At 69.4% G+C, this 15,729-nt stretch carries 12 protein-coding genes and 2 tRNA genes; 4 read left to right on the top strand and 10 right to left on the bottom strand.

Translation table 11 applies throughout. The annotated features are described in order from the left end of the window. Positions 1-298: 298 nt before the first annotated feature. Positions 299-2,923 (bottom strand): valine--tRNA ligase, encoded by a 2,625-nt coding sequence (locus ACIQ7M_RS09550; protein WP_403641750.1) that lies wholly within the window; start codon positions 2,921-2,923, stop codon positions 299-301. A gap of 137 nt (positions 2,924-3,060) precedes the next feature. Between ACIQ7M_RS09550 and ACIQ7M_RS09545 the strand changes: the two genes are divergently transcribed. Next, positions 3,061-4,023, top strand: a complete 963-nt coding sequence (locus ACIQ7M_RS09545) for a hypothetical protein (RefSeq protein WP_403641747.1) — start codon at positions 3,061-3,063, stop codon at positions 4,021-4,023. A 186-nt stretch (positions 4,024-4,209) separates the two neighbouring features. Here ACIQ7M_RS09545 and clpX read toward each other — a convergent pair whose 3' ends face one another. The 5 genes from clpX to ACIQ7M_RS09520 all read right to left on the bottom strand — a co-directional run bounded on the left by clpX (position 4,210) and on the right by ACIQ7M_RS09520 (position 9,191). Next, positions 4,210-5,496 (bottom strand): ATP-dependent Clp protease ATP-binding subunit ClpX, encoded by a 1,287-nt coding sequence (clpX, locus tag ACIQ7M_RS09540; protein WP_151471405.1) that lies wholly within the window; start codon positions 5,494-5,496, stop codon positions 4,210-4,212. Positions 5,497-5,656: 160 nt separating this feature from the next. Beyond that, complete coding sequence (locus tag ACIQ7M_RS09535) at positions 5,657-6,337, bottom strand: ATP-dependent Clp protease proteolytic subunit (protein WP_339129346.1); 681 nt, start codon at positions 6,335-6,337, stop codon at positions 5,657-5,659. A gap of 118 nt (positions 6,338-6,455) precedes the next feature. After that, positions 6,456-7,061, bottom strand: coding sequence for an ATP-dependent Clp protease proteolytic subunit (locus ACIQ7M_RS09530; protein ID WP_037618823.1), 606 nt, complete (start codon positions 7,059-7,061; stop codon positions 6,456-6,458). Between the two features lie 479 nt (positions 7,062-7,540). Continuing rightward, entirely contained in the window at positions 7,541-8,914 is a 1,374-nt protein-coding gene (tig, locus tag ACIQ7M_RS09525; RefSeq protein WP_355775063.1) for a trigger factor, read from the bottom strand. A 200-nt stretch (positions 8,915-9,114) separates the two neighbouring features. Then, positions 9,115-9,191 (bottom strand) — tRNA-Pro (locus tag ACIQ7M_RS09520). Between the two features lie 151 nt (positions 9,192-9,342). On the opposite strand from ACIQ7M_RS09520, the gene ACIQ7M_RS09515 reads away from it, so the two are divergent. Then, a tRNA-Gly gene (locus ACIQ7M_RS09515) sits at positions 9,343-9,416 on the top strand. Between the two features lie 214 nt (positions 9,417-9,630). On the opposite strand, the gene ACIQ7M_RS09510 is transcribed toward ACIQ7M_RS09515, so the two are convergent. After that, entirely contained in the window at positions 9,631-9,825 is a 195-nt protein-coding gene (locus ACIQ7M_RS09510; protein ID WP_189314022.1) for a hypothetical protein, read from the bottom strand. A 637-nt stretch (positions 9,826-10,462) separates the two neighbouring features. On the opposite strand from ACIQ7M_RS09510, the gene ACIQ7M_RS09505 reads away from it, so the two are divergent. Beyond that, positions 10,463-11,635 (top strand): acyltransferase family protein, encoded by a 1,173-nt coding sequence (locus ACIQ7M_RS09505; protein WP_403641741.1) that lies wholly within the window; start codon positions 10,463-10,465, stop codon positions 11,633-11,635. A gap of 109 nt (positions 11,636-11,744) precedes the next feature. Here ACIQ7M_RS09505 and ACIQ7M_RS09500 read toward each other — a convergent pair whose 3' ends face one another. Beyond that, positions 11,745-12,200, bottom strand: a complete 456-nt coding sequence (locus ACIQ7M_RS09500) for an HD domain-containing protein (protein WP_355770015.1) — start codon at positions 12,198-12,200, stop codon at positions 11,745-11,747. 49 nt (positions 12,201-12,249) lie between these two features. Continuing rightward, the gene (locus ACIQ7M_RS09495) at positions 12,250-13,422 is read right to left on the bottom strand and encodes a PP2C family protein-serine/threonine phosphatase (protein ID WP_355770017.1); all 1,173 of its coding nucleotides are present in this window, start codon (positions 13,420-13,422) and stop codon (positions 12,250-12,252) included. A gap of 171 nt (positions 13,423-13,593) precedes the next feature. On the opposite strand from ACIQ7M_RS09495, the gene ACIQ7M_RS09490 reads away from it, so the two are divergent. Continuing rightward, positions 13,594-14,823, top strand: coding sequence for a GNAT family N-acetyltransferase (locus ACIQ7M_RS09490; RefSeq protein ID WP_403641737.1), 1,230 nt, complete (start codon positions 13,594-13,596; stop codon positions 14,821-14,823). 54 nt (positions 14,824-14,877) lie between these two features. On the opposite strand, the gene ACIQ7M_RS09485 is transcribed toward ACIQ7M_RS09490, so the two are convergent. Beyond that, the gene (locus ACIQ7M_RS09485; protein WP_386982856.1) at positions 14,878-15,687 is read right to left on the bottom strand and encodes an Fpg/Nei family DNA glycosylase; all 810 of its coding nucleotides are present in this window, start codon (positions 15,685-15,687) and stop codon (positions 14,878-14,880) included. Between the last annotated feature and the right edge of the window lie 42 nt (positions 15,688-15,729).

The raw sequence follows: 15,729 nt of genomic DNA, 5'->3' as shown, positions 1-15,729 counted from the left end.
GGGGCCGTGTGGGGTTTTTCGCCCCCTCCGCCCCTACCCGTCCCGTCACGGGGACGCTGCCCCCGGCCCCCCCCGCTCCTCAATCGCCGGAGGGGCTGAGTTCTCCTGCCCGGCACCGGAAAGTTCCAGCCCGTCCGGCGTTTGAGGACGAGGCCGTCAGGCCGAAGCGGGGGCTGGGGGGCGGCAGCCCCCAGGTACGGGACGGGCAGGGGCGGAGGGGGCGAGAGAAGGTCGGGTGCGGGCAGAAGGCCCCCGGAACTGGGGAGTTCCGGGGGCCTTCTGCCTGGCTGGGGTGTGGCTACGCCTCCGGCAGCCGTTCGAGCTGGGTCTGGATGCGGGCGATGTCCTCGTCCGCCTTGGCCAGCCGGCCGCGGATCTTGTCCACGACGTTGTCCGGCGCCTTGGCGAGGAACGCCTCGTTGCCGAGCTTGGCGTTCGCCTGGGCCTTCTCCTTCTCGGCGGCGGCGAGGTCCTTGGCCAGACGCTTGCGCTCGGCGGCGACGTCGATCGTGCCCGACAGGTCGAGCGCGACCGTGGCACCCGCCACCGGCAGGGTCGCCGTGGCCGAGAAGCTCTCGCCCTCCGGCTGGAGCCGCAGGAGCTGACGGATGGCCGCCTCGTGCGGGGCCAGCGCGGTCCCGTCGAGGGTCAGCCGGGCCGGGACCCGCTGGCCGGGCTGGAGGCCCTGGTCGGCACGGAAGCGGCGGACCTCCGTGATGACCTGCTGGAGCTTCTCGATCTCCTGCTCGGCCGCGGTGTCACGGAAGCCCGAGTCGGTCGGCCAGTCCGCGACGACGACCGACTCGCCGCCCGTGAGGGTGGTCCAGAGGGTCTCCGTGACGAACGGGACGATCGGGTGGAGGAGGCGGAGGGTGACGTCCAGGACCTCGCCCAGGACCCGGCCGGAGACCTTCGCGGGCTCGCCGCCCGCCATGAACGTCGTCTTGGACAGCTCGACGTACCAGTCGAAGACCTCGTCCCACGCGAAGTGGAACAGCGCGTCCGACAGCTTGGCGAACTGGAAGTCCTCGTACAGGGCGTCGACTTCGGCGACCGTCGCGTTCAGCCGGGACAGGATCCAGCGGTCGGTGGCCGACAGCTCCTCGGCGGGCGGGAGTTCGCCCTCGACCGTCGCGCCGTTCATCAGCGCGAAGCGGGTGGCGTTCCAGATCTTGTTGGCGAAGTTGCGCGAGCCCTGGACCCAGTCCTCGCCGATCGGCACGTCGACGCCCGGGTTGGCGCCGCGCGCGAGCGTGAACCGCAGGGCGTCACTGCCGTACTTGTCCATCCAGTCCAGCGGATTGACCGCGTTCCCGAAGGACTTGGACATCTTCTTGCCGAACTGGTCGCGGACCATGCCGTGCAGGGCGATGGTGTGGAACGGCGGGGTGCCGTCCATCGCGTACAGGCCGAACATCATCATCCGGGCGACCCAGAAGAAGAGGATGTCGTAGCCGGTGACCAGGACGGAGTTCGGGTAGAACTTCGCGAGGCTCTCGGTCTGTTCGGGCCAGCCGAGCGTGGAGAACGGCCACAGACCGGAGGAGAACCAGGTGTCGAGGACGTCGGTGTCCTGGTGCCAGCCCTCGCCCGTCGGGGCCTCGTCGTCGGGACCGACGCAGACGATCTCGCCGTTCGGCCCGTACCAGACCGGGATGCGGTGACCCCACCACAACTGCCGCGAGATGCACCAGTCGTGGAGGTTGTCGACCCAGTCGAAGTACCGCTTCTCCATCTCCTGCGGGTGAATCTTGACGCGGCCGTCGCGGACGGCGTCACCCGCGGCCTTCGCGAGGGGGCCGACCTTGACCCACCACTGCATGGACAGGCGCGGCTCGATGGTGGTCTTGCAGCGCGAGCAGTGGCCGACGGAGTGGCTGTAGGGCCGCTTCTCGGCGACGATCCGGCCTTCGGCGCGCAGGGCGCCGACGATGGCGGAACGGGCCTCGAGCCGGTCCAGGCCCTGGAAGGGGCCGGGGACCGTGATGACCGCGTGCTCGTCCATGACGGCGATGTTGGGCAGGCCGTGGCGCTGCCCGATCTCGAAGTCGTTCGGGTCGTGGGCGGGCGTCACCTTGACGGCGCCGGTGCCGAACTCGGGGTCGACGTGCTCGTCCGCGACGACCGGGATGGAACGGTCGGTCAGCGGCAGCCTGATGAGCTTGCCGACGAGGTGCTTGTACCGCTCGTCGCCCGGGTGGACGGCGACGGCGGTGTCACCGAGCATCGTCTCGGCACGGGTGGTGGCGACGACGATGGACTCGTCCCCCTCCCCGTACTTCATGGAGACCAGCTCGCCGTCGTCGTCCTGGTACTCGACCTCGATGTCGGAGATGGCCGTCAGACAGCGCGGGCACCAGTTGATGATGCGCTCGGCGCGGTAGATCAGCTCGTCGTCGTACAGCTTCTTGAAGATGGTCTGGACGGACTGGGACAGGCCCTCGTCCATCGTGAAGCGCTCGCGCGACCAGGCGACGCCGTCACCGAGGCGGCGCATCTGGCCGGAAATCTGCCCTCCGGACTCGGCCTTCCACTGCCAGACGCGCTCGACGAACGCCTCCCGGCCGAGGTCGTGCCGCGACTTGCCCTCCTTGCCCAGCTCGCGCTCGACGACGTTCTGCGTGGCGATGCCGGCGTGGTCCATGCCGGGCTGCCACAGCGTCTCGAAGCCCTGCATGCGCTTGCGGCGCGTGAGGGCGTCGATGAGGGTGTGCTCGAAGGCGTGCCCGAGGTGCAGGCTGCCGGTGACGTTCGGCGGCGGGATGACCACCGTGAACGGAGGCTTGTCGCTCTTCGCGTCGGCCTCGAAATAGCCGCGCTCTACCCAGCGCTCGTACAGCGGCCCCTCCACATCGGCCGGCGCGTACTGGGTCGGCAGTTCGGTGATGGGCTCGGATGGCTGCTGCTGAGCGTTCTCGGTCACGGGATCAGTTTAGGGGCGTCACGCCCCGGTCCCGAAACGGGATTACTTCGTAACGGTGCACCCCCTGCGGACCTGGCTGTCCGACCTGTGCGTCAGGATGTCAGGAACACATAAGGCATGCGGAGGGGAACCCAGAAATGAGCTACAACCAGCCGGGCCCGTACGGCGGGCAGCCCCAGCAGCCCGGACCCTACGGTCAGCCGGGCGGTCAGCCGGGCCCTTACGGCCAGCAGCCGCCTGCCCCTCAGCCCGGCTACGGCTACCCCCAGCAGGCTCCCCCGGCCCAGCCCGGCTACGGCTACCCCCAGCAGGCTCCGGGTGTCCCGCCGCAGACTCCCCCGTACGGCCAGCAGCCGGCCTACGGGCAGCAGCCTCCGTACGGCACGGTCCCGATGCCTCCCGAGCCGTCCGGCGGCAAGAAGAAGACGGCCCTGATCATCGGCGGCGTGGCCGTGGTCGCGGCCATCGCGGTGGGCGCGTACCTCGTGCTCGGGGGCAGCAGCGGCTCCGACGTGGCCAACGACGGCCCGCACAAGTTGACGACGCCGGCGGCGGTCCTCGGTGGCGAGTACAAGAAGTCCACCGACAGCAGCGACAGCGGTGGCGGCATGACCAAGGACGACCTCAAGGACGCCGAGGGCTGGGGTGTGAAGAACCCCAAGGACGTCAACGCGGCCTACCAGTCGGGTGACAAGAGCAACCCGCTGGCGGCGAAGCAGATCTCGTTCGGCGGTGTCTGGGGAACCATCGACGACCCGGAGAAGACCGTCGACAACATGTTCGCCGACATGAAGACGAACCAGGAGAAGGAAGGCACCAAGGACGGCGAGCTCGTCGGCAGCCCGAAGGCGTACACGCCGAGCGCGCTCGACGGTGCCGTCCTCAAGTGCCAGGAGATCAAGGTCAAGAGTGACTCCTCCGGCGCTGCCGCCGGGCCGAAGGAGTTCACGATGCCGGTCTGCATCTGGGGCGACCACAGCACGCTGGGCTTCGTGATGCCGATCGACTTCGCGAGCATGATGGCCGGCAAGGGCAGCACGCCCGAGGCCGCGGCCGAGATCGCCGCGAAGCTCCGCAAGGACGTCCGTCAGAAGATCTGACGCCGTCCGCGGAACAGGTTCGACGTGCGGGGCCCGGCCGGTCGGCCGGGCCCCGCACGGGCGTTCGCCCCCTCCGGGTGAGGCGCCCGGCACGGCGGCACGGATGCGCCCGCGAGCACGAGCACGAAACGAAGGGGCGCCCGGCGATCCAATCGCCGGGCGCCCCTTCGTTCTTGGTGCTTGTGCCTACGCTGTCTTCTGCTCGCCCGGGCCGCCGCGGCGGGCGTCCCTCGGGATCAGGGTCGGGTTGACGTTGCGCAGGACCACGTCGGCGGTGATGACGACGCGGGCCACGTCCTTGCGGGACGGGACTTCGTACATCACGGCCTGGAGGACTTCCTCCATGATGGCGCGCAGCCCGCGGGCGCCGGTCTGGCGCAGGATGGCCTGGTCGGCGATGGCCTCCAGGGCCTCACGCTCGAAGTCCAGCTCCACACCGTCGAGTTCGAAGAGTCGCTGGTACTGCTTCACCAGCGCGTTGCGCGGCTCGACCAGGATCTGCAGGAGCGCCTCGCGGTCCAGGTTGTGGACCGAGGTGATGACCGGGAGACGGCCGATGAACTCGGGGATCATGCCGAACTTGACCAGGTCCTCCGGCATGACCGCCTCGAACTGGTCCTTGGACTCCAGCTCGCGCTTCGAGCGGATCGTCGCGCCGAAGCCGATGCCCTTCGCGCCGGCCCGGGACTCGATGAGCTTCTCCAGGCCCGCGAAGGCGCCGCCCACGATGAACAGGACGTTCGTCGTGTCGATCTGGATGAACTCCTGGTGCGGGTGCTTGCGTCCGCCCTGCGGCGGCACCGAGGCCGTCGTGCCCTCGAGGATCTTGAGCAGGGCCTGCTGCACGCCCTCACCGGAGACGTCGCGCGTGATCGACGGGTTTTCGCTCTTACGGGCGACCTTGTCGATCTCGTCGATGTAGATGATCCCGGTCTCGGCCTTCTTGACGTCGTAGTCGGCGGCCTGGATCAGCTTCAGCAGGATGTTCTCGACGTCCTCGCCGACGTACCCGGCCTCCGTCAGCGCCGTCGCGTCGGCGATGGCGAACGGAACGTTCAGCATGCGCGCGAGGGTCTGGGCCAGGAGCGTCTTGCCGGAGCCCGTGGGGCCCAGCAGAAGGATGTTGGACTTCGCCAACTCGATGGCGTCCTCGCGGTTCTGGCCCGTGCTGTTCTCACCGGCCTGGACGCGCTTGTAGTGGTTGTACACCGCGACGGAGAGGGCCTTCTTGGCCGACTCCTGCCCGACCACGTACCCCTCGAGGAACTCGTAGATCTCGCGGGGCTTGGGGAGTTCCTCCCAGCGCACCTCGCTCGTCTCCGCGAGTTCTTCCTCGATGATCTCGTTGCAGAGGTCGATGCACTCGTCGCAGATGTACACACCGGGGCCTGCGATGAGCTTCTTGACCTGCTTCTGGCTCTTGCCGCAGAACGAGCACTTGAGCAGATCGCCGCCGTCACCGATGCGTGCCACGGTGTGCTTCCCCTTCGCCTGGGAGCCGCCTGGATCCAGCGGCTCCTGGTGCTGCCTTATGTCCGACGGTACCTTGCCGAGCCCCTCGTTCGGGCCCCCCTTGGCGCGGTTCACTTTGTCGTGAACCGCGCCAAGGAGCGGCAGACGATACAGCGATACGTCACACGACCGCGGAGTTGTTCATCTTCCGGGTGGAAATGATCTGGTCGATCAGGCCGTAGGCCAGCGCGTCCTCGGCCGTGAGGATCTTGTCGCGCTCGATGTCCTCGCGGATCTTCTCGATCGGCGTGGTCGAGTGCTTGGCCAGCATGTCTTCGAGCTGGCCGCGCATCCGGAGGATCTCGTTCGCGGCGATCTCGAGGTCCGAGACCTGCCCGCGGCCGGTCTCGCTGTAGGGCTGGTGGATCAGCACACGGGCGTTCGGGAGCGCCATGCGCTTGCCCGGCGTACCGGCGGCCAGCAGGATCGCGGCGGCCGAGGCGGCCTGGCCCATGCAGACCGTCTGGATGTCCGGCTTCACGAACTGCATGGTGTCGTAAATGGCCGTGAGGGCCGTGAACGAGCCACCGGGGCTGTTGATGTAGACCGAGATGTCACGGTCGGGGTCCATCGACTCCAGGCACAGCAGCTGCGCCATGACGTCGTTGGCGGAGGCGTCGTCGATCTGCACGCCGAGGAAGATCACGCGCTCCTCGAACAGCTTCGCGTACGGGTCGTACTCACGCACGCCCTGAGAGGTGCGCTCGACGAAGCGCGGGATGACGTAGCGGGACTCCGCGCGAGGACCGGTGTACTCGGCCTGCGTGCGGGCGAAGAGGCCGCTGCCGGGGAAGTCGTTCACTGTGTCTCCTGGAAAACCTGAAAAGGGCTGAGCGGTCGGCTGAGGGCACGCTGGGGGCCTCGCCCCACTGGAAGGGCGGGAAGGGGCCCCGCGCCGCTCTCGCGGGCGCTGGAGGGGCTTACGACGCCCCGGTGCCGCCGCCGCCCGGCATTCCGGCAGCGGTGGGCACGATGTCGTCGATGAGGCCGTACTCCTTGGCCTCGATCGGGTCGAACCAACGGTCGCGGTCCGAGTCACGCGTGACCTGCTCGACGGTCTGACCCGTGTGGAAAGCGGTCAGCTCCGCCATCCGCTTCTTGGTGTGCAGCAGCCGCTCGGCGTGGATCTTGATGTCCGACGCGGAGCCCGCGAGGCCCGCGGAGGGCTGGTGGATCAGGATCTCGGCGTTCGGCAGGGCGAAGCGCTTGCCGGGCGTACCGGCGCTGAGCAGGAACTGGCCCATCGAGGCCGCCATGCCCATGGCGATCGTCACCACGTCGTTCTTGATGAACTGCATGGTGTCGTAGATCGCCATGCCGGCCGTGATCGATCCGCCGGGGCTGTTGATGTAGAGGTAGATGTCCTTGTCCGGGTCGGCGGCAAGGAGCAGCAGCTGCGCCGTGATCTTGTTGGCGATGTCATCGTCGACCGCCTGGCCGAGGAAGATGATCCGCTCGCCGAGCAGTCGGTTGTAGACCTGGTCGCCGAGGCCACCGCCGATAGGGTCGCCGGCAGCTGTGGGCATCAGATTCGTCACGTATCCACCTGCTCGTCTTACGACGGCGCCGGGCCGTCTCACGTCTTCTGCAGGGCCTGGGACCCCGGGTTCCGCGCCGCCTCCCGACGGCGTCCGGAGACTCCCCTGCCCTCGTATTCATGGACCCTAACGCGCGGGTCCCTCCGGGGAATCCCGCAGAGGGAACTGTTCGCTGTGAGCGCATGCGCCGTGGTGGCTTCACCAGGGCTCCGGCCGGCCTCCGTCGACCGGCTCGGGGCCGTTGCGGGGCGCCCCCGGAAGGCCGCACCCGGTGGGGGCCCCGCGGCCGGGACGCGGCTGCGGGGCGGTGGGGATCGCCCGCGCAGTTCCCCGCGCCCCTGGGTCAGCCTGCGGGGACCTCGGAGAGGACTTCCCGGGGTTCCCGGCGTACCCGGGTAAGCGGACGGGCCCCCGGGGACGTGAAGTCCCCGGGGGCCCGTCAAGGCTTGCTGCTGAGGCTGAGGCGATCAGGCCTCGGTGGTCTCCTCGGACTCCGTGGTGGCCTCGACGGTCTCGGCCGTCTCGTCCTCCTCGTCGTCCAGGTCGACGATCTCGCCGTTGGTGTCCTTGACCGTGGAGGCCTCGACGACGACCGCGAGGGCCTTGCCGCGGGCGACCTCGCCGACGAGCATCGGAACCTGGCCGCCCTCGACGACGGCCTGGGCGAACTGGTCGGGGGACATGCCGGAGGAGGCCGCGCGACGCATGAGGTGCTCGGTGAGCTCCTCCTGGTTGACGTTCAGCTTCTCCTTGTTGACGAGCTCGTCGAGGACGAACTGCGTCTTGATGCCCTTGACCGCGGCTTCCTTGGTCTCAGCGTCGAACTCTTCCTCGGTCTTGCCCTGGATCTCCAGGTACTTCGCGAGGTCGAGGCCCATCTGGCCGAGCTGGTGGTGCTCGAGGTTGTGCTTACGGGTGTTGATCTCGTCCTCGAGCAGCTTCTCGGGGACGGGCACCTCGACGAGCTCCAGCAGCTTCTCCAGGACGCGCTCCTGGGCCTGCGTGGCCTGGTCGTACTGCTTCATGTTCTCGAGGCGCTTGCGGCTGTCCGCCTTGAGCTCGTCGAGGGTGTCGAACTCGGAGGCGAGCTGCGCGAACTCGTCGTCCAGCTCGGGCAGTTCACGCGCGGCGACCTGGGTGACCTTGACGGTGACCTCGGCCTCCTTGCCGGCGGCGGAGCCGCCCTTGAGCTCGGAGGTGAAGGTGGTCTCGCCACCGGCCTCCAGGCCCTTCACGGCCTCGTCGATGCCTTCGAGCAGCTCGCCGGAGCCGATGGTGTACGAGACGCCGCTGGCGACACCGTCCTCCAGGATCTCTCCGTCGACCTTGGCCTCGAGGTCCAGGGTGACGACGTCCTCGTCCTGGGCGGCGCGCTCGACCGGGGAGGTCGAGGCGAAGCGCTCGCGCAGGTCGGAGACGGCCTTCTCGACGTCCTCGTCGCTGACCTCGATGGCGTCGACCTCGACCTCGATGCCGGAGTAGTCCGGGATCTCGATGGCCGGGCGGACGTCGACCTCGGCGGTGAAGTTCAGCGTCTCGCCGTCCTTCAGCTCGGTGATGTCGACCTCGGGCTGGCCGAGGACATTCAGCTCAGCCTCGTTGACCGCTTCGGTGTAGAACTTCGGGAGCGCGTCGTTGACGGCCTCTTCGAGCACGGCGCCGCGACCGAACCGCTGGTCGATGACGCGCGCCGGGATCTTGCCCTTCCGGAAGCCCTTCACCGTGACCTGCTGGTTGATCTTCTTGTACGCCGCGTCGAGGCTGTCCTTGAGCTCCTCGAAGGGCACCTCGACAGTGAGCCGAACCCGAGTCGGGTTCAGGGTCTCCACGGCGCTCTTCACGGTTCGGTCTCCTTGTGGCTGACTTCTTGGGGGGTTCTGCTGCGTGCCGCTACCGACCGGGCAGAGCCCTGGGCGGATTCCGCGGCCCTTGAGAGACGTAACAGTGCAGACATACGGGCACGCAGCTTGCATAGTAACCGCAGGCGGTACACGCCCCAAAAGGCGATCTTGTCCGGGCGGATCCGGCGCGGCCCTGCCGGTGGTCGGGGTGGCGGGATTTGAACCCACGGCCTTCCGCTCCCAAAGCGGACGCGCTACCAAGCTGCGCCACACCCCGTCGGTGCGACACGTAGGGTACATGCCCGCAGGCAGTGCGGCCGCAGCATTTCGCGAGCGCCGACGCGGACGGGAACGGGGTGTGCATTGCGGGCCGTCGACCCGCTACGATGCATTCTGTGCCGCGGTCGCTGACCTGCGGCGCGTGCTGTGCGGGCGTAGCTCAATGGTAGAGCACTAGTCTTCCAAACTAGCTACGCGGGTTCGATTCCCGTCGCCCGCTCCAAAAGACGTAGAGCCAGGCCGGAGGGTTGTTTCCTCTCCGCCTGGCTCTCGTCGTTTCCGGGGACGTTCCGGTTCGCCGGAGTTTCGGGTCCGGTCCGCCGGAGTTTCGGGCGCGGGGACGTACGTGGGCGGCGCGCGGTCGCCGGCGTGCGCCCAACGCGGGTCGGGCGGCGCCTCTCCGCGATCCGGTGAGGGGCGCTCTCGCCGCGTCCCGTTCAGAAACTGATCGAGTTGATGGTCTCCGCTATCGAGTCGAGAAACCGGTTGATGGAGGGAGCCATACCGGTCGACGCGAGGAAGAAGCCGAAGAGCACCGCGACGATGGCGGGCCCCGGCTTGATGGATCCCCCTCGGATCAACACCACGAGGATGATCGCCAACAGCAGCACCACTGACAGCGAAATGGCCACAACTGATCACACCCTACGGTCGGTCCGCTCTCCCGGCCCGGGGGTGCAGCCCCGCACACCCCCGCCAGAACCATCGTGCCACCAACCGGCCTCTCGTATGCGGCAGGTGACGCATCGTTGACCGGGCCCCGACTCCGGAGCGAGCCCGCGCCCCACCCGGGTCACGCCGCCCCGCCCCGCACGGGAGCACACCGGGAACACTGCCCCGCGGGGCAATTCGAAGGCGCCTCTCCCAGCGAATTCCCGGTGATCGTTTCCATGTCCACACATCCCGTTCGCAAGTAATTCGAATTGTTGCCACCGGCACACCGCGTCCTCGGCACACGGGCCGCCAAAAGCATTCGAAACGGACATATCTTCAGAGTCGCCCGCGGGTGCTATGAGCCGCTAAGTCGGCATGAATCAGGACAGAACACCCTTCACCGGTAAGCGAATCGATATGTGAAACCACTTGCGGATCGGGAGGCACACATCTCCGAATCCTGGGTACGCGCAGGCGATAAGCAGAAATGACATCGGGCGTTTCACGAGAACGCACGGACGACGCTAGGGTGCCTCAGATGTTCCACGCCGCCACGCCCCCCGTACGCGCAGCGAGGTCCAGAAACGCCCCCCGGATTTCTTGGCGGGAGTGCCTGTGACCAACTCGCTCCGACCCCACGGCCACCACAGATCACCACTCCCCCCGGCACAGCGGCCGGCGGACGGAGTGCCGACCCCGCGCCCGCCCCGGACGTCCGCGACGGCGGACACCGCACCGGGCGCCGGGCCCGCCAAGCAGCGCGACGCCTTCTTCGACAACGCCAAGTACCTGGCGATCGTGCTCGTGGCCATGGGGCACGCGTGGGAGCCGCTGAAGGGGCAGAGCCGCGTCCTGGAGGCGCTGTACACGGTCGTGTACACCTTCCACATGCCGGCGTTCATCATCATCTCCGGCTATTTCTCGCGCAGCTTCGACATGCGCCCCGACCGCCTGAAGCGGCTGGTCACCGGCGTCGTCGTCCCGTACGTCCTGTTCGAGACGGCGTACTCGCTCTTCGACCGCTTCGCCGGGGGCGACCGGGACCAGCCGATCAGCCTGCTCGACCCCTGGTACCTCACCTGGTTCCTGGTCGCGCTGTTCATCTGGCGGCTGACCACCCCGCTGTGGAAGCTGGTCCGCCGGCCGATCCCGGTGGCGGTGTGCCTCGCCCTGCTCGCGTCCGTCTCGCCCGAGATCGGTGACGACCTGGACCTCCAGCGGGTGCTGCAGTTCCTGCCGTTCTTCGTCCTCGGTCTGTTCATGAAGCCCGAGCACTTCCAGCTCGTGCGCCGCCGCGAGGTGCGCGTCCTGTCCGTGCCGGTCGTCGCCGCGGCGCTGCTCGTGGGCTGGTGGGCGGTGCCCCGGATGAGCACCGACTGGTTCTTCCACCGCAACAGCGTGCAGGAGATGGGTGCCCCCTGGTGGGCCGGCGTCGTCATGACCCTCGCGCTCTACGGCTGCTCGCTGCTGCTCACGGCCTGCTTCTTCGCCTGGGTGCCGCGGCGCACGTTCTGGTTCACGAAGCTGGGCGCCGGCACGCTGTACGGCTATCTGCTGCACGGCTTCGTCGTCAAGGCGTCCGGGTACTGGGGCTGGTTCGACCACGGGTGGCTGCACAAGCCGATGGGCGAGGTGCTCGTGACGGTGCTCGCGGCCGCGCTCGTCACCGCCCTGTGCACCCGGCCCACCCAGCGGATCTTCCGGTTCTCGATGGAGCCGAAGATGGCGTGGGCGTTCAAGCGGGATCCGGCGGAGACCGCGCGGGAGCGGGTCAAGGCCACCGCGTAGAGGTCCGGCACACGGCCGGGCGACGGCCGCGTGGCCGCTCGGCGGACGAGGCGCGGACGAGAAGGGCGGGCCCGGGAGACTCCGGGCCCGCCCTTCCGCGTGCCGGCGTTCAGTCCGGCGGCAGCCCCAGCAGGGAGCGCATCGTCCCGTACTTCCTCGTCAGCCGGGCCCGGGTGAGCTCGTCGAGGACCGCGAGGCGGCGCGGGTCGGAGTTGTGCGCCAGGTCGGACGCCTTGACCAGCAGGGCGCCCCGTGTGGTGCGGACGCGTCGCGCGTACGTCTCCGGGGCCTCGCCGTCCGCCTTGGTGAGCGCCCGCACGATGTCCTTCGTACGAGGGCTCAGCGCGGCTTCGTCCAGCCACTCCTCGGAAAGGGCGTCGTCCTCGACGGCGTCGTGCAGCCAGGCCGCCGCGATCTGGTCGTCGTCGCCGCCGCGCTCGCGGACGCCGTCCGCCACGGCCTGGAGGTGCTCGGCGTACGGCCGGCCGGCCTTGTCGGTCTGGGCCGCGTGCGCCGCGCGGGCGAGCGCTTCGACTTCGGCCAGGGTCAGGAGAGGTCGGGTCACGCGATCAGTGTCTCCTCGGTACGGGCCGCCGCCGGCGTCGCGGGGGCCGTCAGCGTACCGGGGCCAGCGCGTCGCGGCAGATGAGCAGGAGGGCCCGGTCGTCGTTGACGTCCCGGGCCACGGCCTCGATGAGGTGCCAGGCGGCGCCGTGGAAGCCGCCGGCGACATAGCGGTCGGCCTCCCCCGTGAGCCGGTCGATGCCCTCGACGATGTCCCGGTCGGCGGTCTCTACCAGACCGTCCGTGAACAGCATGAGCACGTCCCCGGGCCGCAGCGAGCCCTTCACCGGGTCGAACTGGGCGCCGTCGTACACACCGAGCAGGGGGCCTTCGGCGGCCTTCTCCTCCCAGCGGCCGCTGCCCGCGCTGAGCTGGAGACCCGGCGGGTGTCCGGCGGAGAAGAGCTCGTAGTCGCCCGAGTCGAGGTCGAGCACCAGATGGATCGAGGTCGCGAAGCCCTCGTCCCAGTCCTGGCGCAGCAGATAGCCGTTCGCGGCGGGCAGGAAGGCGTGCGGCGGCAGGGAGCCGAGGAGGCCGCCGAAGGCCCCGGACAGCAGCAGGGCGCGTGACCCCGCGTCCATGCCCTTGCCGGAGACGTCCGTGAGGACGACTTCGAGGGTCCGGCCGCCGTTCGTCCGGGCGGCCACGACGAAGTCCCCGGAGAAGGACTGGCCGCCCGCCGGGCGCAGCGCCATCTCGCGGTGCCAGCCCACCGGCAGCTTCGGCAGCTTGCTCTGCACGCGGATGCGTTCGCGCAGGTCGAAGAGCATGGTGCCGCCACGCCGCCAGGGCACGCCCACGCGGCTGCGGAACTGTGCGATCAGCAGTCCGAAGAAGCCGCAGGCCGCGACGACCAGGACCACGCCGGGCGTCACCCGGGAGGGGCCCTCGGTGTACGGGCCGAGCTTCACGGACTCCACTATCAGCGCGGTGGCGGCGGCCGCGTACAGCCCGAGCAGGCTGGCGGGCCGCAGCAGCAGGCCGCCGGCCACGATCGGCAGGACCAGGGCGGCGGGTGAGCACCACACCGAGTTGACCAGGGTCGTGGAGGCGATCACCGGGATCATGATCAGCAGACCGGCCAGCGCGATCCAGTCGGAACCGTCCCCGCGGAAGTAGTCGACGGCGGATCTGCGCAGCCCTGTGCGGGCCCGGTGCCATTGCATCTTCAACCGGGCCGTGAACGTATCGGCTTCAGCGCGCCGCTCTCGTCCTGCTGCCATTAGTTCGGGACCCTATCCATCGGACCAGGCGCTTGGCACGGGAGGTCCTACTTGTCCCCCCTCCGAGCGCTCAACTTCACAGAGAACCGCACCGGCACGGAGGTGCCGGGGGCCGTCGCGGACGGGCGAAATTCCCTCGCTCGTACCGCATTGCCCTGGTAGGCATGGGCTATGACGACTGACGTTCGGGTGCTGCGGCAGGCCGACTGGGACGAATGGTACGAGAACCTGATCCGCGCGTTCGGGGGTGTGGCGGAGTCGTCCGAGGAGCGCGAGCTGTGGAACGCGCTCACAGAGTACGACCGTTCGCTGGGCGTGTGGGACGGGGAGAGCTGTGTGGGCACTGCGGGGGCCTTCTCCTTCCGTGTGACGGTCCCGGGCGGCGCCTCGGTGCCGGCGGCCGGGGTCACGATGGTGAGCGTCGCGGCCACGCACCGGCGGCGCGGGGTGCTGACCGCGATGATGCGCCGCCAGCTCGACGACGTACGTGCCCGGGGTGAGGCGCTCGCCGTCCTGGTCGCGTCGGAGCCGGTGATCTACGGGCGCTTCGGCTACGGCATCGCGACCTCGTCGGTGAGCGCGGAGATCGACACCGCCCGGGTCCGGCTGTCCGTGCCGCCCGGTACCGACGACGTACGGCTGCGCTACGCGGCGCCGGCCGAGGTGCTGGACGCGTGCGAGGCGGTGTACGCGCGGCTCGTGCCGCGGCGGCCCGGGATGCTGGAGCGCCGGCCCGGCTGGGAGCGGCTCATGCTGCTCGACCCGGAGAGCGAGCGCGGCGGCGCCTCTCCGTTGCAGTGTGTGGTCGCCGAGCGGGACGGCGGGATCGTCGGGTACACGCGTTTCCGGGTCAAGCCGGAGTGGGGCCCGGCCGGGCCCAACGGCGCGGTGTCGATGGTGGATCTGGAGGGGCTGGACCCGGCGGTGCGGGCCGCACTGTGGCGGTTCCTCTTCGACATCGATCTGACGTCCACACTGCGGACCCGGGGGCGGCCCGTGGACGACGCCTGGCAGCACCTGGTCTCCGACATCCGCCGCTGCCAACTGCGGTTGAAGGACTCGCTGCATGTACGGCTCGTCGATGTCGGCGCGGCGCTCGAGGCGCGGACCTATCAGGCCCCGGTGGACGTGGTGTTCGAGGTCGAGGACTCCTTCTGCCCCTGGAACGAGGGGCGTTGGCGGCTCACCGGCGACACCAAGGGCGCGGTGTGCGTCCGGACCGAGGACACTCCCGATCTCGCCCTGACCGTGCGGGAGTTGGGGGCCGCCCATCTGGGCGGTGTGTCCCTGGCCTCGCTCGCGGCCGCCGGCAGGGTGCGTGAACTGCGGCAAGGGGCGCTGGCGGAGGCGTCGACGGCGTTCACGTCGGTGCTCGCCCCCTGGCTGCCGCACGGGTTCTAGACCCGGCGTCCCCGAGGGCCTCGGGCTCCAGGACCCGGCGCCCTCGCGAGGCGCTCAGGCCTTCTGGCAGGCCGGGCACCAGAAGAGATTGCGGGCGGCGAGATCGGCGGTGCTGATCTCGCCGCCACAGATGTGGCAGGGCAGGTCGGCCCTGCGGTAGACGTAGACCTCGCCGCCGTGGTCGTCCACGCGCGGCGGGCGGCCCATCGCCTCGGGGGTGTGCTCCGGCCGGACCGTATCGATGCGGTTGTTGCGGACGCCCTCGCGCATGAGGTCCACGAGGTCGGCCCAGATCGCGTCCCATTCCCTGGCGCCGAGATCCTTCCCCGCCCGGTACGGGTCGATGCCGTGCCGGAAGAGGACCTCCGCGCGGTAGACGTTGCCCACACCCGCGATGACCTTCTGGTCCATCAGCAGCGCGGCGATCGTCGTACGGCTGCGGGAGACCCGGCGGTAGGCCGCGGCGGGATCGGCGTCCGGGCGCAGCGGGTCCGGGCCGAGGCGGTCGTGTATCGCCTGCTTCTCGTCGTCCGTGATCAGCGCGCAGGTGGTGGGGCCGCGCAGGTCGACGTACGCGGTCTCGTTCACGAGTCGCAGGCGGACGGTGTCGGTGGGGGGCGGGGCGGGAGTGCCGCCGAAGGCGACCTTGCCGAAGAGGCCGAGGTGGATGTGGATCCAGCGCTCCGGGCGGAAGCCGAGGAAGAGGTGCTTGCCGTGGGCCTGTGTCCCGGTCAGGACCGATCCGTCGAGGAGGGCCGCGGCGTCACCGAACCTGCCCTGGGGGCTGGTGACGCGGACGCCGCGGCCACCGAACGCGGCGAGGTAGTCCTCCGCGAGCCGGTGAATGGTGTGCCCCTCGGGCACCGTTCCTCCTGCTGTCTCTCTCGTCCGACGGCCGGTGACCCG

It is taken from the genome of Streptomyces sp. NPDC096324 (assembly GCF_044763015.1).
In the GTDB taxonomy this organism is placed as follows: Bacteria; Actinomycetota; Actinomycetes; order Streptomycetales; family Streptomycetaceae; genus Streptomyces.
This window is presented reverse-complemented; position numbering and strand designations above follow the sequence as displayed.